Here is a 20610-nt window from a genome sequence, read left to right on the forward strand (position 1 = left end):
GGAACAGGGTGCCGGAGCGCGCCGCGGCCAGGGGCCGGCGCCGGGGGGGTGCGCCGGCCGGAGCCTGGACGGCAGTACGGCCCAAGGGATGGCCGTCGCTGTCCACCGGTCCAGGCCGGTCAGGTGTCCGGTGCCCGCCGGGTCCTGTAACGGGGGTCACAGGACCCGGTGCGGGGCCGGATTACCGGGATCCGATGCGGAGCCGGGTTACAGGGCCAGGCCGGTCAGGACCAGCACGCGCTCGTAGGTGTAGTCGTCCATCGCGTAGCGCACGCCCTCGCGGCCCACACCGGACTGCTTGGCGCCGCCGTAGGGCATCTGGTCGGCGCGGTAGGACGGCACATCGCCGATGATCACGCCGCCGACCTCCAGGGCGCGGTGGGCGCGGAAGGCGGTGCGGGTGTCGTGCGTGAAGACGCCCGCCTGCAGGCCGTACTTGGAGTCGTTGACGGCGGCGAACGCCTCGTCCTCGCCGTCGACCTTCTTGATGGTCAGCACCGGGCCGAAGGCCTCTTCGCAGGCCAGCGTGGCGTCGGCGGGCACGTCCGCCAGGACGGTCGGGGCGTAGGAGGCGCCGTCGCGCTTGCCGCCCGCGAGCAGCTTCGCGCCGCGCTGCACGGCCTCGTCCACCCAGTCCTCGACGCGCTTGGCGGCGGCCTCGTTGACCAGCGGGCCGACCTCGGTGGCGTCGTCGGAGGGATCGCCGGTGACCTGCGCGTTCACGGCGGCGACGATCTTGGGCACCAGGCGGTCGTAGACGGTGGCGTCGGCGATGACCCGCTGCACCGAGATGCAGGACTGGCCGCCCTGGTAGTTGGAGAAGGTGGCGATCCGCTGCGCCGCCCAGTCCAGGTCCGCCTCGGAGGACCAGTCGGGCAGCACGACGGCCGCGCCGTTGCCGCCGAGCTCCAGGGTGCAGTGCTTGCGGGGCACCGAGTCGAGGATGTCGTAGCCGACCTTTTCGGAGCCGGTGAAGGAGATGACGGGCAGGCGCTCGTCCTTGACCAGGCCCGGCATCGCCTCGTTGCCCACCGGGAGGATCGACCAGGAGCCGGCCGGCAGGTCGGTGCCGTCGAGCAGCTCGCCGATGATCAGGCCGGAGAGCGGGGTGGCCGGGGCGGGCTTGAGGATGATCGGGACGCCGGCCGCGATGGCCGGGGCGATCTTGTGGGCGCACAGGTTCAGCGGGAAGTTGAACGGGGCGATGCCCAGGACCGTGCCGCGCGGGAAGCGGCGGGTCAGGGCCAGGCGGCCGGCGCCGCCCGCGTCGGTGTCCAGGCGCTGCGCCTCGCCGCCGTTGAAGCGGCGGGCCTCCTCGGCCGCGAAGCGGAAGACCGAGATCGCCCGGCCGACCTCGCCGCGCGCCCACTTCATGGGCTTGCCGTTCTCGGCGGAGATCAGCTGGGCGATCTCCTCCGTACGCTCCACCAGCCGGCGGCCGACCTGGTCGAGGGCGGCGGCCCGCACATGGGCGGGGGTCGCGGCGAGCTCTTCCTGGACGGCGACGGAGGCGGCGATGGCCTCCTCGACCTGGGCCTCGGTGGGGACGCTCACCGTGCCGACGTGACGTCCGTCCCAGGGGGAAGTGACATCGAAGGTGGCGTCGCCGGTGGTCTTGCGGCCGGCGAGCCAAAAGGCGGTGGGGGCTGCAGCAGTGTTCGGCACAGTGGATCCCGGCCCTTCCGAAGTGGTGGAGTGGTGCGTGTGGCTCCGGGAGCGACTCGGTGAGCGGCTCCGCTCCACCCACGGTAGGGGCGCGGCGCCCGCGTGGCGTTTGTCCGAACCGTAGCAATCGGTGGGCGTGTCTCTCCGCGGTGGAGGGGGCGCCGGGGGCCGGTCACTCCCCCGGAGGCGTCGCGGTCGCCTTGAGCGCCAGCCACAGCTCCATCCGGACGTCCGCGTCGTCCAGCGAGCGGCCCAGGATCTCCTCCACCCGCCGCATCCGGTAGCGCAGCGTATGGCGGTGTACGCCCAGGTCGGCGGCGGCGGCGTCCCACTGGCCGTGCCGGGCGAGCCAGGCGCGCAGCGAGGCCACGAGGTCCCCGCGCCCGGTCGCGTCGTGCTCGCGCAGCGCCCGCAGCAGCCCGTCCGCGAACGCGCGCACCGCATCATCGGCGAGCAGCGGCAGTACGGATCCCGCCGCCACGTCCTCGTGCTCGACCAGCGCGCGGCCCCGCCGGCGGGCGACGTACAGCGCCTGTTCGGCCTGACGGTAGGCGTTTGCGGCGGACATCGGGCCGGTCGGCGCGGACAGCCCGACGGCCAGCCCCGCGCCGCCGTCCGCCTCGCCGCGCGCCGCGCGGCCGCGCGGGCGGGACTGCGCCCCGGCGCGGGCCTCGGCCACGGCAGCGAACTCGGCGCAGGCCTCGGCGGCCGCCCCGCCGTCCGCAACCAGCACGATCAGCCGGTTGCCGTCCGGGACGGCGAGCACCGCCTCGCCGGTCCTGGCGGCGGCCGAGTCCATCGCGTCGGCGAGCGCCTCGAGGACGGCCGGTGCCGCGTTGGCCGCCGGCGGGGCGGACGGTGCATCGTCGACGGCCACCGGCTCGGCCACCACCATCCGGAACGGCGCGTCCAGCAGCCCGCCGTAGAGCCGCCCCGCCACCGCCCGCGCATGGTCCGGCTCCCCCGCGAGCAGCATCTTCAGCACCGCGGCGCCCAGGCGCTGCTCGGCGTCCTGCAGGGCGCGGGAGCGCTCGGTGGTGAGGGTGAGCAGGGCCACGGCGGAGTGCACGGCGTACCGCTCGGCGGTGCCCAGCGGCGCCCCGGTCCCCACGGCCAGCACCCCGCGCGCCCGCCGCCCCGTGCCCAGCGACTGCAGCTCCACCCGGTCGTCACCGTCCGTATCGCTGACCACGGAACTGGCGGGCGCGGGCCGCTCCCGCAGCCGCCCCACGTCGTCGGCCAGCCGCGCCGCCCGCCGGGCCGCCCAGTCCGGGGCGGCGGCCACCACGGACCCCGACGCGTCGTACAGTGCCGCCCATCCGTCCAGATGGGCGGCGAGCCGGGCCAGCAGTTCGGCCGGCCCCTCGGCGCTCAGCGCGGCCCGGGTCAGCTCCCGCTGCGCCTCGAAACCGGCCGTCACCGCGCGGTACTGGTCGGCGGCCACGGCGGCGGAGACGGCCTTGCTGATGGCGATGAAGGGCGTCCTGCGGGGCACCCCGAGCAGCGGCAGCCCCTCCTGCCGGGCGGCCTCCACCAGCGCCTCGGGCACGTCCTCGTAGTTGACGCCGACCGCGAAGCCCAGCCCGACCACGCCCGCCTGCGCCACCCTGTGCACATACCGGCGGCTGGCCTCCGCATCCTCCGCGTCCAGCTTCAGCGCGGTGATCAGCAGCAGCTCACCGCCCTCCATGTACGGCACCGGGTCGATCAGCTCACTGGCATGCGCCCAGCGCACCGGGACGTTCAGCCGGTCCTCACCCGCGAGCACGGTCAGCTTGAGCGCGGTGTGATTGACCAGGGAAGCGAGGGTGTGGGGCATAGGACCTTCGATGACGACGGGGAGCCGGTGGCCGCCCTGCGGACGTTTGCGCCGTCCCGTATGAACGGCCAGTCCCGATTCTGCCTCAACGGTGGAATACAGGGGACCTCTCGTGCGGACGAATCCGGGCAGATCTCGTCCGGGACCGCACCCCACCCGAAATTGGCTGGACGGGCCCGCACCGCCCACGGTCTGATCGGCGACGCCCTGCACCACACCCCGACCCAGGTGAGGACCCCCGCGATGGCCCGCCGTTCGACCACACCCGGCCTCTTCCCGCCGCCCGGCTACTCCCACACCGCCGTCGTCGAGGCGGGCGACCGCCTGGTGTTCACGGCCGGCGCGGTCCCCCTGGACGCCGACGGCAACCTCGTCGGCCCCGGCGACCTCGCCGCCCAGACCCGCCAGGTCCTCACCAATCTCACCGCCCAGCTGACCGCCGCCGGCAGCACCCTCGAGGACGTGATCGCCAGCACCGTCCACGTCGTCGCCGACACCCCCGAGGCCCTCGACCCCGCCTGGGACGAGATCCGCGCCTCGGGCCTGTCGGCCGGCCCGCACACCTCGACGCTGCTCGGCGTCACCGTGCTCGGGTATCCGGGGCAGCTGGTGGAGGTCACGGCGGTGGCGGTGATTCCGGCGGACCGCCAGGGGCCGTCCTAGCCCCGCAGATCCACCAGCACCGGCGGCGCATGCTCGCCCTTCACCGACGTCACCGACAGCACGGCATGCCCCGCCGGTACGGAGTTGGCCAGGTCCGAGGCGGACCAGCGCTCGCGCTCGACGGTGCGGACGGTGACGGCCTTGGCGGTGGCCGCCTTGCCGGTGACCAGGTGGCGGAAGAGGTGGAACGCCTTCATCCCGGCGCCCTCCGCGATGATCTGCCGGTCCGTCACATCGCGGGTCTCCACCCACTCCTTGCCCCACACCTCGGCGAACCGCGCCCCGTCCCACGTCGTCACGCCCGCGAACGCCATCCGGCAGCCGACCGCACCCAGCAGCGCACCGCGCAGCGCGTCGGGGACGTCGTCCAGCGAGCGCAGCGTGAGCACCACACCGGCGTTCGCCGAGCGCAGCCGCTGGAGGCCGCGCAGCGCCTCGGCGGTGATGGTGTGCGCGGCCTCGTCGAGCACCAGACAGGCGAAGAGCGAGCGGTCGCTGCGGGCCACCGCGCACTCGGTGAACTGCGCGAGGACCAGTCGGGCCAGGATCCGCGAGGCCTCGGCGTGACCGCGTTCGGGCAGCTCGACACGGACCCGCAGGGGGTGGTCGAGGGCGCGCAGGGAGACCTGGCGGGTACGTCCGGTGGGGTCGAAGAAGTCGGCGAAGGCGGGCCGGTCGAGCAGCGCGATGCGGTCGGCGAGCAGGAGCCCCACATCGCCGGCGCGCTCCGACTGCCGGGCGCGGGCGTCCAGTTCACGCAGCAGGGTCTGCTCGCGGGCCTCCTCCAGCGCCGTGCGCAGCGCCCCCATCGCCTCCGGCGCACCGTCCAGCAGCTCGCGCAGCTCGGGGACCGTGGGAAAGCGGTCATGGGCGGCCCGGAAAGGCCCGAGCAGCTGCGCGAGCGCGGTCGCGGCCCGCCGGCTGTCGCCACCGGGAAGCTGCTCGGCAAGGTCCCCGACCAGCGCCTCGGCGAGGATCCCGGCCGCCTCGTCGGGGTCGGTGGTGCCGCCGTAGAGGTCCAGGTCGCACTCCGGGTCGGGGCGGCCGATCTTGACCACCACGTCGAACGCGTCGTCCGGGCCGAGGTCGGCACCGGCCGGCCCGACGGCGATGACCGCGCACTGCCCGGCCAGCGCCTGCAGGCACATGGACTCCACGACCGGCGTGACGACCCGGGTGGTCTTGCCGCTGCCCGCCGGGCCGACGGCCAGGAGGGACGTGCCGAGCACGCCCGGTTCCAGGGCGTAGCCGACGCCGCGGCGCTGGTACGGGTTGCGCTCGTGGTCGGCGGCGGTGCCGATCCGTACCTGGTGGGCGAGCAGGTCGTGCTCGGCGGTCCGACGGGGCAGATCGCGCAGGCCGGAGGGGTGTGCACAGGCCGCCGCGCCCTGCCGCAGCACGGTGTCGGTGAAGGAGGCGAGGGCGTTGTTGCCGGACCGTACCGACCGCCAGGCGCGGTCGATGCGCGCCACGTCCACATCGTTCATCCGCCCGGCGCGGGCCTCCTCGGCGAGCTTGTCCGCGGCGTCTGGGGCGCCATGGGCGCGCAGTTCGGGCCATTGGGCGGGGTCGGCGACGGGCTTGGGAGCGGGGACCGGTGCGCGGTCGCGGAGGCGCCGGACGAGCGGCCGGACGAGCGGCATCAGGAAGCGGCGGCCGACTTCCGGCCAGCGGCCGAGGCGGCCGAAGGCGACGGCCATGAGGAGCAGGAACAGTCCGTAATAGATGTAGCTGGCCCAGACGAAGGCCATCGGGTTGCTGCCGTCCTGCCAGGAGTCGGGCGTGAGGAGCACCAGCGGCCACATCCAGTAGCTGCCGAGGTAGTTGTTCCACAGCAGCGACCACAGCAGCCAGCCGCACAGGAACGAGATCAGCGCACCGCTGAGCAGCTGCCGGGCGGGGATCCGGTCGGGTTCCTTCGCCGGCCGCGGCCGGTGCCCGTACGTCCATACCCCGGGCCCCGCCGCCGGCCGCGGCGTCCGCAGCCAGCCGAGCAGCGGCGGCTCCGGGGCTTCGCCCGCACCGTCGGGCGGTGTCGCCGGCACGACGGGCGGCGAGCCGGCCGGCGCGGGCGGTGCGCTCGGCCGGGGCGGTGCATCCGGCGGCGCGGCCGGCCGTGGGACCAGTTCGGAGCGGGTGCTTCCTGCGTCCTGCGTGCCCTCGGTGTCCATCCGCTGCCCTTGCCCCCCTCGAGCCATGACCTGCTGCCGCCGTTCAATCTACTGGCCCTCCGCCGTCGCTATGTCCGGTGCGGACAACGCAACACGCGCACTTCTCCCGAACGGAACATGCCAGGGCCGGTCCACCGGCCCTAACCTGCGAGAACAAGACCTCTGTACGTCCCCGTTCGACCCCAGGAGACTGCCATGACCGAACTGTCCGGTGGCCCGGCCCTCCCCCAGGAACGTCGCATTGTCACCGCGATCCCCGGCCCCAAGTCGCAGGAGCTGTGGGCGCGTAAGCAGGAGACCGTGGCCGGCGGTGTCGGTGCGGTGCTGCCCGTCTTCATCAAGCGCGCCGGCGGCGGTGTCCTCGAGGACGTGGACGGCAACTCCCTGATCGACTTCGGTTCCGGTATCGCCGTGACCTCGGTCGGCAACAGCGCCGAGGCCGTGGTGCGCAGGGCCACCGCGCAGCTGGCCGACTTCACCCACACCTGTGCGATGGTCACGCCGTACGAGCCGTACATCGAGGTGTGTGAGCAGCTCGCCGAGCTGACCCCGGGCGACCACGCGAAGAAGTCGGCGCTGTTCAACTCCGGCGCGGAGGCCGTGGAGAACGCCGTCAAGGTGGCCCGCGCCTACACCAAGCGTCAGGCGGTCGTCGTCTTCGACCACGGCTACCACGGCCGTACGAACCTGACGATGGCGCTGACCTCGAAGAACATGCCGTACAAGAACGGTTTCGGCCCGTTCGCGCCCGAGGTCTACCGCGTCCCGGTCGCCTACCCCTACCGCTGGCTGACCGGCCCGGAGAACTGCGCCCAGGAGGCCGCGGCCCAGGCCATCGAGCAGATCAACAAGCAGATCGGCGCGGACAACGTCGCGGCGATCATCATCGAGCCGGTGCTCGGTGAGGGCGGCTTCATCGAGCCGGCCAAGGGCTTCCTCCCGGCGATCGCGAACTTCGCGAAGGAAAACGGGATCGTCTTCGTCGCGGACGAGATCCAGTCCGGCTTCTGCCGTACGGGCCAGTGGTTCGCGTGTGACGACGAGGGCATCGTGCCCGACCTGATCACGACGGCGAAGGGTATTGCCGGCGGTCTGCCGCTGGCCGCCGTCACCGGCCGCGCCGAGATCATGGACGCCGCGCACGCGGGCGGCCTGGGCGGCACCTACGGCGGTAACCCGGTGGCCTGCGCCGCCGCGCTCGGCTCCATCGAGACGATGCGCGCGCAGGACCTCAACGGCAGGGCGAAGCACATCGAGGCGGTCATGAAGGCCCGCCTGAACGCCATGCAGGAGAAGTACGACATCGTCGGCGAGGTCCGCGGCCGTGGCGCGATGATCGCGATCGAGCTGGTCAAGTCCGGTTCCAAGGACCCGAACCCGGAGGCCACCGGCGCGCTCGCCAAGGCCTGCCACCAGGAGGGCCTGCTGGTCCTGACGACCGGCACGTACGGCAACGTGCTGCGCTTCCTGCCGCCGCTGGTGATCGGCGAGAACCTGCTCAACGAGGGGCTGGACATCCTCGAGGCGGCGTTCGCCAAGCTCTGAGCGGCGACGGCAGAATGATCCCGGCGTGGCCCGGGGCGCGGCATCGGCCGTGACCCCGGGCCACGCCCGTTTTTGCGGATGCGAGCGGTCCGTATTCGGGTATTCGGCGGTGCTTGCGCGGGGACCGCAGACAGGGCGTGAAGAAGATGTGCGGGGGCAATGGCGGCGGGGTGATGCGTCTGTCGGGTGCGCTTCCGTTGCCGTACGGTTTTCGGCAGATGAGAGAAACACCCCGCCCGCAGGGGACTGCGGGCGACGCCCGGTCGGCGCTTCCCCGGCTCCGATCAGGCCGTGCCCTCGCGCACACCACCGGAACCTCCGCTCTGCGGGGCTCCGGGAATCCTCACCGATCGGATGCCCGCCCGCCCCATACCCCCCGGGGCGCGCGGGACACCGGTCATCGCGGCCGCCCCGGAACCACCCCCCCTGTTCCGAGGCGGCCGCCCCTTTTCTCCCTCCGTACGGCCGCTGCCCTGCTGCTCTTTGCCGTGATCAGTTGGCAGGTGGCCGGTCATGGGCCGCTGCGTACGGTGGACGAGCGGGTGGGGCGGGCCGTTGTCGGCGGTGCGATTCCCGCGGGGCTTGCGGAGTTCTTCGCCGATCTCGGCAATACGGTCGTCGCGCTGCCGGTGCTGATGGCCGTGGTGGGGTGGGCCCTGTGGGTCGTGTGGGCCGCCCGGCGCGGGCGGTGCGGGCGGCGGGATCCGGAATTCACCGGTCCGGCGCGCTGGTGGCTGCCGCCGCTCGCCGCCGCGCTCACCCTGGCCGCGGTGCCCGCACTGGTCGTCCCGCTCAAGCTGTGGTTCGCGCGGCCGGGGCCGCCGCAGATGGCGGGCGGTGCGCACGACGGCTTCTATCCGTCGGGGCACGGAGCCACGGCGGCGGTCGCGTACGGCGTGGCCGCGCTGCTGCTGATCCGGGTACGGAGGCGGACGGGCCGCCGGACCGCCGTCGTCCTGGTGGCCGGCGTCGCGCTGCTCAATGCCGGCGTCGGCATCGGGCTGGTGCGCCGGGGGTACCACTGGCCGCTGGATGTGATCGGCGGCTGGTGTCTGGCCGGGGTGCTGCTGGGGGTGTGGTGGGCCGTGTGCAGCCGGTGGGCGGATGGCGGTGTGCGCCGGGAGGATCGGTAACGCCGTACACCCCCTCACACGGAGGGGACGTACGGCCGGGGGCAGTTGACGATCACTGCGTCCCGCGTCCCAGGGGCGGTCGGCTGCGCGTTCGCAGCGCAAGGGGGGTGCGCAACTTCTTGTCGCCCGCCCCCCGTTGCACGTCAGCTGTCGAAGCCGAGGCCCACCTTGTCCATGGCCTTCAGCCACAGATTGCGCCGCCCGCCGTGCGTATCGGCGCGGGTCATCGACCACTGGGTGAGGCCGATACCGGCCCAGCGCAGCGGCTCCGGCGGGAAGGGCAGGGGCTTGCTGCGGACCATCTCCAGTTCGGTGCGCTCGGTGCGCTCGCCCGCGAGCAGGTCGAGCATCACCTCGGCGCCGAAGCGGGTGGCGCCCACGCCCAGGCCGGTGTAGCCCGCGGCGTAGGCGACCCGGCCCGCGTGCGCGGTGCCGAAGAAGGCCGAGAAACGGGAGCAGGTGTCGATGGCACCGCCCCAGGTGTGCGTGAAGCGCAGGCCCTCCAGCTGCGGGAAGCAGCGGAAGAAGTGCCGGGCGAGCTTCTCGTAGGTGGCCGGGTGGTGGTCGAACTCGGCCCGTACGCCGCCTCCGTAGCGGTAGACGATGTCGTAGCCGCCCCACAGGATGCGGTTGTCGGCGGTGATGCGGAAGTAGTGGAAGTGGTTGTTGGAGTCGGAGAGGCCCTGGCGGTTCTTCCAGCCGATGGCGGCGAGCTGCTCGTCGGAGAGCGGCTCGGTCATCAGCGCGTGGTCGTAGACCGGGACGATGTACGGGCGGACGCGCTTGACCAGCGACGGGAAGGCGTTGGTGCCGAGCGCGACATGGCGGGCGAAGATCCGGCCGTAGGGGGTACGGACGGCCATGCCCATGCCTTCGGAGGCCAGGCCGGTGGCGCGGGTGCGCTCGTAGATGCGGACGCCGAAGCCGAGGCAGGCCTGCTTCAGGCCCCAGGCGAGCTTGGCCGGGTTGAGCATGGCGACGCCGTCGCGGTCCCACAGGCCGGCCCGGAAGGTCGGCGAGTCGACCTCGGCGCGCAGTGCGTCCTGGTCGAGGAAGCGGTGGCGGGTAAGGCCCAGCTCGGCTGCGTCCTCGGCGGCCTCCTTGAGCTCGGCGACCTGGTACGGCTCGGTGGCGATGTCGATCTCGCCGGTCCGTTCGAAGTCGCAGTCGATGTTGTAGCGGGCGACGGCGTGCTCGATGGCGTCGAGGTTCTGGATGCCGAGCTCCTCGAGCTTGGCGAGCTCGCCGGGCCAGCGGGCCAGGCCGTTGCCGAGGCCGTGGGTGAGGGAGGCCGCGCAGAAGCCGCCGTTGCGCCCGGAGGCGGCCCAGCCGATCTCGGCGCCCTCGATCAGGACGACATCGCGCTGGGGGTCGCGCTCTTTGGCGATCAGCGCGGTCCACAGGCCCGAGTAGCCGCCGCCGACGACCAGCAGATCGCAGGTCTCGTCGCCGACGAGGGCGGGCTCGGCCGCCGGGCGGGCGGGGTCGGCCAGCCAGAACGGGGTGGGCTCGGCGTCGGCGAGCGCATGGACGGGGGACGGGGTCATGGCAGCTCGTGCCATGGTTCTCAGCTCCTCTTACTGCGTTTACGGCGGTTCCCGGCCAGCTGGCCGACCAGGACGCACAGCACGGCGACCAGGAACATCGCCGTACCGATGACATTGATCTGAACGGGCGTGCCCCGCTGCGCCGATCCCCAGACGAACATGGGAAAGGTCACGGTGGAGCCGGCATTGAAGTTGGTGATGATGAAGTCGTCGAAGGAGAGGGCGAAGGAGAGCAGGGCGCCGGCGGCGATACCGGGGGCGGCGATCGGGAGCGTGACGCGCAGGAACGTCTGCAGCGGTGAGGCGTAGAGGTCCTGGGCGGCCTGTTCCAGGCGCGGGTCCATGCTCATCACACGGGCCTTGACGGCGGTGACCACGAAACTCAGGCAGAACATGATGTGCGCGATCAGGATCGTCCAGAAGCCGAAGTCGATGCCCATGTTGAGGAACAGGGTGGCCAGCGAGGCGGCCATGACGACCTCGGGCATGGCCATCGGCAGGAAGATCAGGGTGTTGACGCCGGCGCGGGCCCGGAAGCGGTAGCGCGCCAGCGCGAACGAGATCATCGTGCCCAGGACGGTCGCGCCGACGGTGGCCCAGATCGCTATCTGCAGGCTCAGCCCGAGCGAGCCGCACAGGTCGGCGACGCCGCACGGATCGGTCCAGCCATCCGTGGAGAAGCGCTGCCACTGGTAGTTGAAGCGGCCGTTGGGCTTGTTGAAGGAGAAGACCATCACCACGATGTTGGGCAGGATCAGGTAGGCCAGCGTGCCCAGGCCCACGATCGTGATGATGTTGCGGCGCAGCCAGCGCAGGCCCTTGCGGGGGGTGCGGGCGGCGGTGCTTTCCGGTACGGCCATCAGACCAGGTCCTCCGTCCCCGACTTGCGGATGTAGATGGTGACCATGGCGAGGATGGCCGCCATGAGGATGAAGGAGAGGGCGGCGGCGGTCGGATAGTCCAGGACCCGCAGGAACTGCGACTGGATGACGTTGCCGATCATCTTCTGGTCGGTGGAGCCCAGCAGTTCGGCGTTGATGTAGTCACCGGCGGCCGGGATGAAGGTGAGCAGGGTGCCCGCGACGACGCCGGGCATCGACAGCGGGAAGGTCACCCGGCGGAAGGTGGTGGCCGGGCGGGCGTAGAGGTCGCCGGCCGCCTCGTGGAGCCGGGGGTCGATGCGCTCCAGCGAGGTGTAGAGCGGCAGGATCATGAACGGCAGGAAGTTGTACGTCAGACCGCAGACCACCGCGAGCGGGGTGGCCAGCACCCGGTGTCCTTCGGTGATGCCCAGGGCGCTGGTGAGGTCCAGGAGGTGCAGCGAGTTGAGGGCGCCGACGACCGGTCCGCCGTCCGCCAGGATCGTCTTCCAGGCCAGGGTGCGGATCAGGAAGCTGGTGAAGAACGGCGCGATGACCAGGATCATCACGAGATTGCGCCAGCGTCCGGCCTTGAAGGCGATGAGGTAGGCGAGCGGGTAGCCGAGCACCAGGCAGAGCAGGGTGGCGACGGCGGCGAAGCCCACGGAGCGGACGAACTGCGGCCAGTACTCGCCGAGCGCGTCCCAGTAGGTGGCGAAGTGCCAGGTGACCTTGAAGCCCTCTTCGAGGGAGCCGGTCTGGATTGACGTCGACGCCTGGTAGACGAGCGGCGCGGCGAAGAAGACGATCAGCCACAGCATGCCGGGCAGCAGCAGCCAGTAGGGGACCAGCCGCTTGCGGGTGGGCGTCTTGCGGAGCCGCAGCGGCTCGGTGGCGCTCTCTTCGGGGGGCGCGGCGGGGGCCTCGGTCGTGCTCATGCCGACACCTCGCTTCGCTCGGCCTCGCACGCGCTCGGCGCGCACCTTTTCATGATTCGCTCACTGCGCTCGCTCATGCGGCCTCCTCGTCGAGGTCCGCTCCGGCGGCGATGTCCTGGGTGGCGTCCAGCCCGAAGGTGTGCGCCGGGTTCCAGTGCACGACGACCTCGGCGCCCGGTACGAGGCGGCCGTCGCGCGCGATGTTCTGCTCGTAGACGGCGAGTTCGCCCAGGCCGGGCGCCTCGATGACGTACTGGGTGGAGACGCCGATGAAGCCGGCGTCCTTGATGCGGCCGGACAGGCGGTTGTGGCCGTCGGCGACGGACCCGGCGTCGTCGGCGTGCGCCAGGGCCATCTTCTCGGGCCGTACGCCGGCCAGCACCTTCTCGCCCGTACCGGCCGAGGCGCTGCACCGGGCGGCGGGCAGCCGCAGCTTGGCGTCGGCGGCCTTGAGGAGGAGGTCCTCCCCGCCGGCCTCGACGACCTCGGCCTCGATGAGGTTGGAGGTGCCCAGGAAGTTGGCGACGAAGGTGGTGGCAGGGTTCTCGTAGAGGTCGGCGGGGTCACCGAGCTGTTCGACCCGGCCGCCGTTCATCACGGCCACGGTGTCGGCCATCGTCATGGCCTCCTCCTGGTCGTGGGTGACGTGCACGAAGGTGATGCCGACCTCGGTCTGGATGCGCTTGAGCTCCAGCTGCATCTGGCGGCGCAGCTTGAGGTCGAGGGCGCCCAGCGGCTCGTCGAGGAGCAGTACCTGGGGGTGGTTGATCAGCGCGCGGGCGAGGGCGACGCGCTGCTGCTGGCCGCCGGAGAGCTGCTGCGGCTTGCGGCGCGCCATCGGGCCGAGCTGGACGAGGTCGAGCATCTCCTCGACCTGCTTCTTGACGGACTTGATGCCGCGGCGGCGCAGCCCGAAGGCGACGTTCTCGTAGATGTCCAGGTGCGGGAAGAGCGCGTAATTCTGGAAGACGGTGTTGACCTGCCGCTTGTAGGGCGGCAGGACGGTGACGTCCTGGCCGGAGAGCTCGACCGTCCCGGTGGTGGGGTCCTCCAGCCCGGCGATCATCCGCAGCGTGGTGGTCTTGCCGCAGCCCGAGGCGCCGAGCAGCGCGAAGAAGGAGCCGGCGGGGACGGTCAGGTCGAGCGGATGGACGGCGGTGAAGGAGCCGTAGGTTTTGCTGATGCCGGTGAGGCGGACGTCACCGCCGCTGCTCTGGGGGGTCTCGGTCTTGGTCATGTGGGTCGTCCCGTGGGTCGGAGGGCGAAACGGCTCGTGAGGAGGGTGGCTGCGGCCCGGTCAGGCGCCGGTGAGCTGGGAGAACTTCTCGCTGAACGCCTTGTTCTCCTTGGCGTTCAGGGCGCGGAAGGAGTGGGACCTCTCGGCCATCTCCTCGTCCGGAATGATCAGCGGGTTGCGCGCCGCGTCCTTGTCGATCTTGGCGAGTTCCTCGCGTACGCCCTCCACGGGGCAGACGTAGTTGATGTACGCCGCGAGCTTCGCCGCCACTTTCGGCTCGTAGAAGTAGTCGATGAGCCGTTCGGCATTGGCCTTGTGACGTGCCTTGTTCGGCACCATCAGGTTGTCCGTGGACGTCATGCAGCCGGCCTTGGGGACGGCGAACTCGATGTCCGGGTTGTCGCTCTGCAGCTGGACGACGTCGCCCGCCCAGGCCACACACGCCGCGAGGTCGCCCTTGTCCAGGTCGGTGGTGTAGTCGTTGCCGGTGAAGCGGCGGATCTGCTTGCTGTCGACGCCCTTCTGGAGCCGGGCGATGGCCGCGTCGAAGTCGTCCGCGGTGACGTCCTCGGGCTTCTTGCCCATGTCCAGCAGGGTCAGCCCGACGCTGTCCCGCATCTCGGTGAGGAAGCCGACCCGGCCCTTGAGCTTGGGGTCCTCCAGCAGCTGGCCGATCGAGTCGACCTTGCGTCCGCCGGTGGCCTTCTTGTTGTACGCGATGAGCGCGGGGATGCCCTGCCAGGTGTAGGAGTGCGCGCGGCCCGGGTCCCAGGCGGGGTTGCGGAACTGGGGCGAGAGGTTGGCGTAGGCGTGCGGCAGGTTGGCGGGGTCCAGCTTCTCGATCCAGCCGAGGGAGATCATCCGCGCGCACATCCAGTCGGTGAGCACGATCAGATCCCGGCCGGTGTCCTGCCCGTTGGCCAGCTGCGCCTGGACCTTGCCGAAGAACTCGTCGTTGTCGTTGATGTCCTCGGTGTACTTGACGGCTATGCCGGTGCGCTTGGTGAAGGCGTCCAGCGTCGGCCGGTGCTTGCCGTCGTCGGTGACGTCGATGTACTCGGTCCAGTTGGAGAAGGTGAGGCGCTTCTCCTTCGCCGAGTGGTCCGTGCTCGAGCCGGCGTCCGTACGGCTCGCGGGCGGGATGCCGCAGCCGGCCAGCGCCCCCAGACCCCCCGTCGCGGCCGCCATGGCGCCGGTCGCGCGCAGCAGCGAGCGGCGGGTCATGGCGAGACGGCCGTTGGTCATACTGCGGCGCACGGCGGCCAGTTCGACCGCGGAGAAGGGTTCGGGCTGCTCGTGATGCTCCATGCGCGGTGCCCTTTCAGGGTTGTGCCCGGCGCTCGGCCGGTGGTGACGGTGTCGCGGGGGGGCGATGCTCATGGGGCCTGTTGGGGGCAGACCCGGTGGGTGTCCCGTACGGGGCCGGCGGGGCGTCCGTACGGGGCGCGGCGGGGGCATCCGTTACGGGCGGTCCCCGAAGACCGTGCGGTGCCAGTCCTTCCTGGCGACCGCGGTGTTGTCGTACATGACGTGCTTGACCTGGGTGTACTCCTCGAAGGAGTAGGCCGACATGTCCTTGCCGAAGCCGGACGCCTTGGCGCCGCCGTGCGGCATCTCGCTGATGATCGGGATGTGGTCGTTGACCCAGACACAGCCGGCGTTGATCTCGCGGGTGGCGCGGCCGGTGCGGTAGACGTCCCGGCTCCAGGCGGACGCCGCCAGCCCGTAGGGGGTGTCGTTGGCCAGCGCGATGCCCTCGTCGTCGCTGTCGAAGGGCAGTACGACCAGCACCGGGCCGAAGATCTCGGACTGCACGATCTCGCTGTCCTGCGTGGCACCGACGATCAGGGTGGGCCGGTAGTACGCGCCCCTGGCCAGCTCACCGCCGGGGACCTCGCCGCCGGTGACCACGGTGGCGTAACCGCGCGCCCGGTCGACGAAGCCGGCCACCCGGTCGCGCTGGGTGTGCGAGATCAGCGGGCCGAGGTCGGTGGACGGGTCGAAGGGGTCGCCCAGCCGTACGGTCGCCATCAGGTCGGCGACGCCGCTGACGAACGCGTCGTAGAGGGGACGCTGGACGTAGGCGCGGGTGGCGGCGGTGCAGTCCTGGCCGGTGTTGATCAGCGATCCGGCCACGGCCCCGTGGACGGCGGCCTCCAGATCCGCGTCGTCGAAGACCACGAACGGGGCCTTGCCGCCCAGCTCGAGGTGGAGGCGCTTGACCGTCCCGGTGGCGATCTCGGCGACGCGCTTGCCGACGCCGGTCGAGCCGGTGAAGGAGGTCATGGCGACGGCCGGGTGGCCCACCAGGTGCTCGCCGGCGTCCCGGCCCGCGCCGGAGACGATGTTGATCACGCCGTCGGGCAGCCCCGCCCGCTGCGCGGCCTGCGCGAACAGCAGCGAGGTGAGCGGGGTGATCTCGGCGGGCTTCAGGACGATCGTGTTGCCCGCGGCGACGGCCGGCAGCACCTTCCAGGCGGCCATCTGGAGCGGATAGTTCCAGGGTGCGATGGAACCGACGACCCCGATGGGTTCCCGGCGGATGACGGAGGTGTGGTCGGCGCTGTATTCACCGGCCGCCTTGCCCTCCAGATGGCGTGCGGCACCGGCGAAGAACGCGGCGTTGTCGATCGAACCGGGCACGTCGAACTCATTGCTGAGCTTGATCGGCTTTCCGCAGTTCAGGGATTCTGCGAAGGCGAGATCGGCGGCGTCCTCGGCGAGCGCGGCGGCGAAGCCGTGCAGGGCGTCGGAACGCTCACCCGGGGTGGCGCCGCCCCACTCGGGGAAGGCCCGCGCGGCGGCCTCGACGGCGGCGTCGACATCCGCCGTACCTGCGAGTTCGTAGGAGTACACCTGCTCGCCGGTCGCCGGGTCCACCACCGCCTGGGTGCGGCCCGATGTGCCGCTGCGGAGACTCCCCGCGATGAATTGTGCGCCCTCGGCGAATCGCTCGGTGACATCGAAACGGTGATCCATGGTGCTCTCCTCCGCCGTACGCCAAGGCCGCTCAGCGGCCTCGCTCGGCGTAGCCATTTCCGGAATCGATGGCCGATCTTGACAGAATGAATGACCCTCAACAAGGGATTCCGTTGTTGCCTTTTGGTTACGCAACGAATTCTGCGATTTTCACGGCTGAGTCCCCGACACGTTGTCGGTGCCCGCTGACAGAATCCCGGCATGATGCACAACAACGCGGGGACCGACACACAGAGCACGGCCCGGCGCGCGGCGGACGGGCCGCGCTCGGTCGAGGAACTCACCGCGGTGACCGCCCGGGGGAAGCGTGTCAAATACGTCTATTTCTGGGGGCACCGGCCACAGCGCGACGGCAGCATCGGCGCGAGCTGCTTCAGTCAGTGGTGGCCCTCCCCCTTCACGGTCGACGGCGTCACCTACGCCACCGCGGAGCACTGGATGATGGCCGGCAAGGCCCGCCTGTTCGCCGACGCGGAGGCGGAGCGGCACGCGATATCCGCGAGCCACCCCAAGCAGGCCAAGGACGCCGGCCGCAAGGTCCGCGGCTTCGACGAAGCGGTCTGGCAGCGGCACCGCTTCGACCTGGTGGTCGAGGGCAACCTGCACAAATTCGGCCAGGACGCCGCGCTGCGCGCGTTTCTGCTCGGTACGCATGCGCGGGTACTGGTCGAGGCCAGCCCGATGGACCGGGTCTGGGGCATCGGGCTGGCCTCGGACGACGAGCGGGCCGCGGATCCGGCGCGGTGGCGGGGGCTGAATCTCCTGGGGTTCGCGCTGATGGAGGCGCGGCAGCGGTTGGGGGAGGAGGGCTAGCAGGGCGGCGGGCCCGGCACGGGGTGGCCGGCTGCGCTGCCGGGCGGGGGCGGCAGCCGGTGGCCGTGGTGCCGGGTGTCCGGTGGCCGGGTGTGTCCGGTACCCGGGTCTCCTCTGTCCGTGCTCTCCCGTGTCAGCGTCCGATCGCCACGAGGGCGACCATCAGGGCGCTGATCGTCAGCGCCACTCCGCCCAGCACCATCCCGGCCAGCGCCGTCCCGCCGTTGCTCGCCCGGCCCCTGGCCCGGCGGGACCGCCCGACGGCTCCGAAGACGATCGCCAGGACGCCGAGGAGGATGCCGGGGACGATGCCGACCGCGAGCAGCACACCCACGATGCCGACGACGAGGGCCGCGGTGCCGAAGCCGTTGCCGGGGCGTGCGGGAACCCAGACGGGGTGGGCCAGCGGGGACCTGGGAGCGGGGCGGGGCGGGTGGCCGGGCTGTGCCCCGTGGCCGGGGTGCCCGGGGTGGGGAGCGTAGGCGGGGTGGGTGAGGTAGTGGGGGCGGTTGGCGGAATTGGGGGCGGGTGGGGGCACGGGGACGTCGTACGGGCCCCGTGCCGCACACGGCCCCCGCCCGGCGTCACCACTGCCCGGCCGCCGCCCGTCACTCATCGCGCTCCCCTGACCTGTGTCTGTCGGCCATGTTAGGACCCGCACCCGGCCGCCTCTTGGGCCGCGCCTACGATGAACAGGCCGTGACCGGGCCGTGACCGGGCCGTCCCGCACCCCCGCCCCACCACACGACCAGGAGGATCCGTTGTCCGATCTCGATGCCTTCATCGCGGGCCTGCCCAAGGCGGAGCTGCACGTCCACCACGTCGGCTCGGCCTCGCCGCGGATCGTCTCCGCACTGGCCGCCCGGCACCCGGACTCCGCCGTCCCCACCGACCCCGAGGCGCTCGCCGACTACTTCACCTTCCGCGATTTCGCGCACTTCATCGAGGTCTACCTCTCCGTCGTGGACCTGATCCGCGACGGAGAGGACGTCCGGCTGCTGACGTACGAGGTCGCCCGCGACATGGCGCGCCAGAACATCCGCTACGCCGAGCTGACCGTCACCCCCTTCAGCTCGACCAGCCGGGGCATCCCCGACGCCGCCTTCGTCGAGGCCATCGAGGACGCCCGCAAGTCCGCGGAGTCCGAGCTGGGCGTGGTCCTGCGCTGGTGCTTCGACATTCCCGGCGAGGCCGGTCTGGAGGCCGCGGAGGAGACCGCCCGGATCGCCTGCGATCTGCAGCCCGAGGGCCTGGTCTCGTTCGGGCTCGGCGGCCCCGAAATCGGCGTCCCGCGCCCGCAGTTCAAGCCGTACTTCGACCGCGCGATCGCGGCCGGCCTGCACTCCGTACCGCACGCCGGCGAGACGACGGGCCCCGGCACCATCTGGGACGCGCTCAACGACCTCCGCGCCGAGCGCATCGGCCACGGCACCAGCGCCACCCAGGACCCCGCGCTGCTGGCCCATCTCGCCGAGCACCGCATCCCGTTGGAGGTCTGCCCGACCTCCAACATCGCCACCCGCGCGGTGCGCACCCTGGAGGAGCACCCGATCAAGGAGATGGTCGACGCGGGCGTCCTGGTCACCGTCAACAGCGACGACCCGCCGATGTTCGGCACCGACCTGAACACCGAATACGGCGTCGCCGCCCGCCTGTTGGAGCTGGACGCCCCCGGTCTCGCGGCCCTCGCCAAGAACGCCGTCACGGCCTCCTTCATGGACGCCCCCGCCAAGGCGAGGCTGGCGGCGGAGATCGACGCGTACACGCAGTCCTGGCGCGGCTAGCGGCTCGGACGGGGAGGGCGGGGAGGACGGGCGGGCGGTTTACGGGTTCCCGGCGGGCCGTACCGGCCACCGCCGTGCCCGTACGCCCGCCACGAGGGCGCGCGGCCGGAACATGGCGCTCGGCCGGAGCATGGCGTGAACTGCGCACGCCGACCGCCGGTTTCCGCCCCTCACGCCACCCGCCAGGGCGCCCCCAGCCCACCGGGAAGGCCCGCGACGAACTCCCGTACCGCCCACCGCGCGGCCACGCCGTCGACCAGCTCCTCCGCGGGGAAGTACGCGCCCTGGCCGCCGCACACCAGCCAGATCGGCTCCTCCAGCGGGCCGTTGAGGTCACCGTCCAGGCACCGCGCGCCCAGCTCCTTCGGGCGCAGCTCCTCCGGACGCACCCGCCGCCCCTGCCCGTCACCGGCGGCGGCCTCCCGCGCCCGGCACAGCTGGAACAGCGTGCCGTCGTCGCGTTCACCGGTCACCAGAAAGACCCCGGGCCCGCCGCTGACCGTCAGAGCGCCACCGCCCTCCTCCCACCGCTCGACCGAAAGCTCTGTGCAGACCTCACCGTCCAGTTCGGCCAGCGCCGCCTCCAGCCGCGCACCGTCGGGTTCCTCAAGCACCCGCGACCGACAGATCCCCGCCTCCCAGCGGCTGACCGCGGCCCTCATCCGGGACCTGCCATGCGACTCATACGCGGAGCATACGATCGCCGCAGCCGGCCCCCTGACCAGGGCATGGCACGAGGACGGCTGCGTCCGCCGCCGACCGCGCCCGGAGCGGCACTCAGCCCCGGGCGCCGTGCAGCCCGCTCCGCCGCCCGCGGCCGGTCACCTTGCGCGCCACCGCGTGCGAGACCACCGTGGCCGCCCCCGCCACGGCCACACCGCCCACCACTCCCCGTACGGACATCGGCTCGAGCAGCCCGGCCCGCCGCAGGCGCCCGCGCGCCCACAGGGTGAACGGGATGACGACGACGGGCGAGGTGGCGGAGCCCGGCGTGTAGCCGTGGGCGGCCGCCGCCTGGGCGAGATGCATGACACCGTGCAGCCCGAAGCCGTTCAGGGCGCCCTGGAAGAACGCGGACCGGCCGCCCGTACGGTGTCCACGCACCGATGCGGCGGCCACGATGACTGCCATCGCCCCCACCGCGGCCCGGAACTCCCGCTCGTCGACGCTCTCCATGAACCGCCAGACCGGCTCCGGCACCTGCGGGAACCGCTTGCGCAGAACCGGCACGTTCTCCCGGATCCACCGCGGCCCGAACGCCACCTCCTCCGCGTCGTGCAGCGCCCAGGCGGCGAACAGGCCGAGGGTGACGGCGGGCGATATCCCGTTCGCAGGGGACACGGAGGCAGCCGCGGACGCCGGGGAGACCGAAGAGGCCGAGGACGCCGAGGACGCCGAGGACGCCGAGGACTTGGAGGGCAGGAACCTCTTGAATGTCATGAATGCCATGAACGGC

At 72.0% G+C, this 20610-nt stretch carries 17 protein-coding genes; 5 read left to right on the forward strand and 12 right to left on the reverse strand.

Going from position 1 to position 20610, the window contains the following annotated elements; all coding sequences use genetic code 11:
• Positions 1 to 207 precede the first annotated feature (207 nt).
• Both AB0D04_RS29580 and AB0D04_RS29585 read right to left on the reverse strand, forming a co-directional pair.
• A complete protein-coding gene (locus tag AB0D04_RS29580; protein ID WP_362709363.1) occupies positions 208 to 1665 on the reverse strand; it encodes an aldehyde dehydrogenase family protein in 1458 nt (485 codons plus the stop codon).
• Positions 1666 to 1837: 172 nt separating this feature from the next.
• On the reverse strand, positions 1838 to 3484 hold the full coding sequence (locus AB0D04_RS29585) for a PucR family transcriptional regulator (protein ID WP_362709365.1): 1647 nt from the start codon (positions 3482 to 3484) through the stop codon (positions 1838 to 1840).
• Here AB0D04_RS29585 and AB0D04_RS29590 point away from each other — a divergent pair.
• Positions 3476 to 4147, forward strand: coding sequence for a RidA family protein (locus AB0D04_RS29590; RefSeq protein WP_362709367.1), 672 nt, complete (start codon positions 3476 to 3478; stop codon positions 4145 to 4147). The genes AB0D04_RS29585 and AB0D04_RS29590 overlap by 9 nt on opposite strands.
• Here AB0D04_RS29590 and AB0D04_RS29595 read toward each other — a convergent pair.
• The gene (locus tag AB0D04_RS29595; protein WP_362709369.1) at positions 4144 to 6318 is read right to left on the reverse strand and encodes an ATP-binding protein; all 2175 of its coding nucleotides are present in this window, start codon (positions 6316 to 6318) and stop codon (positions 4144 to 4146) included. The genes AB0D04_RS29590 and AB0D04_RS29595 overlap by 4 nt on opposite strands.
• Positions 6319 to 6513: 195 nt before the next feature.
• On the opposite strand from AB0D04_RS29595, the gene gabT reads away from it, so the two are divergent.
• Positions 6514 to 7863, forward strand: a complete 1350-nt coding sequence (gene gabT, locus AB0D04_RS29600; RefSeq protein ID WP_362709371.1) for a 4-aminobutyrate--2-oxoglutarate transaminase — start codon at positions 6514 to 6516, stop codon at positions 7861 to 7863.
• 488 nt (positions 7864 to 8351) lie between these two features.
• Positions 8352 to 8996, forward strand: coding sequence for a phosphatase PAP2 family protein (locus tag AB0D04_RS29605; RefSeq protein ID WP_362709374.1), 645 nt, complete (start codon positions 8352 to 8354; stop codon positions 8994 to 8996).
• A gap of 143 nt (positions 8997 to 9139) precedes the next feature.
• Here the strand turns inward: AB0D04_RS29605 and AB0D04_RS29610 are convergent, their stop codons facing one another.
• From AB0D04_RS29610 to AB0D04_RS29635, 6 genes are all read right to left on the reverse strand, one after another.
• Positions 9140 to 10543, reverse strand: coding sequence for an FAD-dependent oxidoreductase (locus tag AB0D04_RS29610; RefSeq protein ID WP_362709441.1), 1404 nt, complete (start codon positions 10541 to 10543; stop codon positions 9140 to 9142).
• A 20-nt stretch (positions 10544 to 10563) separates the two neighbouring features.
• Positions 10564 to 11403 carry an ABC transporter permease gene (locus AB0D04_RS29615; RefSeq protein ID WP_362709376.1) on the reverse strand — a complete coding sequence of 280 codons (840 nt, stop codon included), beginning with the start codon at positions 11401 to 11403 and terminating at the stop codon, positions 10564 to 10566.
• Positions 11403 to 12341 (reverse strand): ABC transporter permease, encoded by a 939-nt coding sequence (locus AB0D04_RS29620; RefSeq protein WP_362709379.1) that lies wholly within the window; start codon positions 12339 to 12341, stop codon positions 11403 to 11405. Before AB0D04_RS29620 ends, AB0D04_RS29615 begins: the two co-directional genes overlap by 1 nt.
• 73 nt (positions 12342 to 12414) lie before the next feature.
• On the reverse strand, positions 12415 to 13578 hold the full coding sequence (locus tag AB0D04_RS29625; protein WP_362709380.1) for an ABC transporter ATP-binding protein: 1164 nt from the start codon (positions 13576 to 13578) through the stop codon (positions 12415 to 12417).
• Positions 13579 to 13638: 60 nt separating this feature from the next.
• The gene (locus AB0D04_RS29630; RefSeq protein WP_362709383.1) at positions 13639 to 14886 is read right to left on the reverse strand and encodes a spermidine/putrescine ABC transporter substrate-binding protein; all 1248 of its coding nucleotides are present in this window, start codon (positions 14884 to 14886) and stop codon (positions 13639 to 13641) included.
• Positions 14887 to 15039: 153 nt separating this feature from the next.
• Positions 15040 to 16557, reverse strand: a complete 1518-nt coding sequence (locus AB0D04_RS29635; protein WP_362709385.1) for a gamma-aminobutyraldehyde dehydrogenase — start codon at positions 16555 to 16557, stop codon at positions 15040 to 15042.
• 201 nt (positions 16558 to 16758) lie between these two features.
• Here AB0D04_RS29635 and AB0D04_RS29640 point away from each other — a divergent pair, with 201 nt between their 5' ends.
• The gene (locus tag AB0D04_RS29640; RefSeq protein ID WP_362709387.1) at positions 16759 to 17370 is read left to right on the forward strand and encodes an NADAR family protein; all 612 of its coding nucleotides are present in this window, start codon (positions 16759 to 16761) and stop codon (positions 17368 to 17370) included.
• Positions 17371 to 17503: 133 nt separating this feature from the next.
• Here AB0D04_RS29640 and AB0D04_RS29645 read toward each other — a convergent pair whose 3' ends face one another.
• Positions 17504 to 17908: a DUF4190 domain-containing protein gene (locus tag AB0D04_RS29645; protein ID WP_362709390.1), complete on the reverse strand. Its 405-nt coding sequence runs from the start codon at positions 17906 to 17908 to the stop codon at positions 17504 to 17506.
• A gap of 223 nt (positions 17909 to 18131) precedes the next feature.
• On the opposite strand from AB0D04_RS29645, the gene AB0D04_RS29650 reads away from it, so the two are divergent.
• Entirely contained in the window at positions 18132 to 19154 is a 1023-nt protein-coding gene (locus tag AB0D04_RS29650; protein WP_362709393.1) for an adenosine deaminase, read from the forward strand.
• A 170-nt stretch (positions 19155 to 19324) separates the two neighbouring features.
• Here AB0D04_RS29650 and AB0D04_RS29655 read toward each other — a convergent pair whose 3' ends face one another.
• Positions 19325 to 19768 (reverse strand): hypothetical protein, encoded by a 444-nt coding sequence (locus AB0D04_RS29655; RefSeq protein ID WP_362709395.1) that lies wholly within the window; start codon positions 19766 to 19768, stop codon positions 19325 to 19327.
• Positions 19769 to 19931: 163 nt separating this feature from the next.
• A complete protein-coding gene (locus tag AB0D04_RS29660; RefSeq protein ID WP_362709396.1) occupies positions 19932 to 20603 on the reverse strand; it encodes an HXXEE domain-containing protein in 672 nt (223 codons plus the stop codon).
• Positions 20604 to 20610: the final 7 nt, after the last annotated feature.

This window comes from Streptomyces sp. NPDC048483, from assembly GCF_040651455.1.
Lineage (GTDB): Bacteria > Actinomycetota > Actinomycetes > Streptomycetales > Streptomycetaceae > Streptomyces.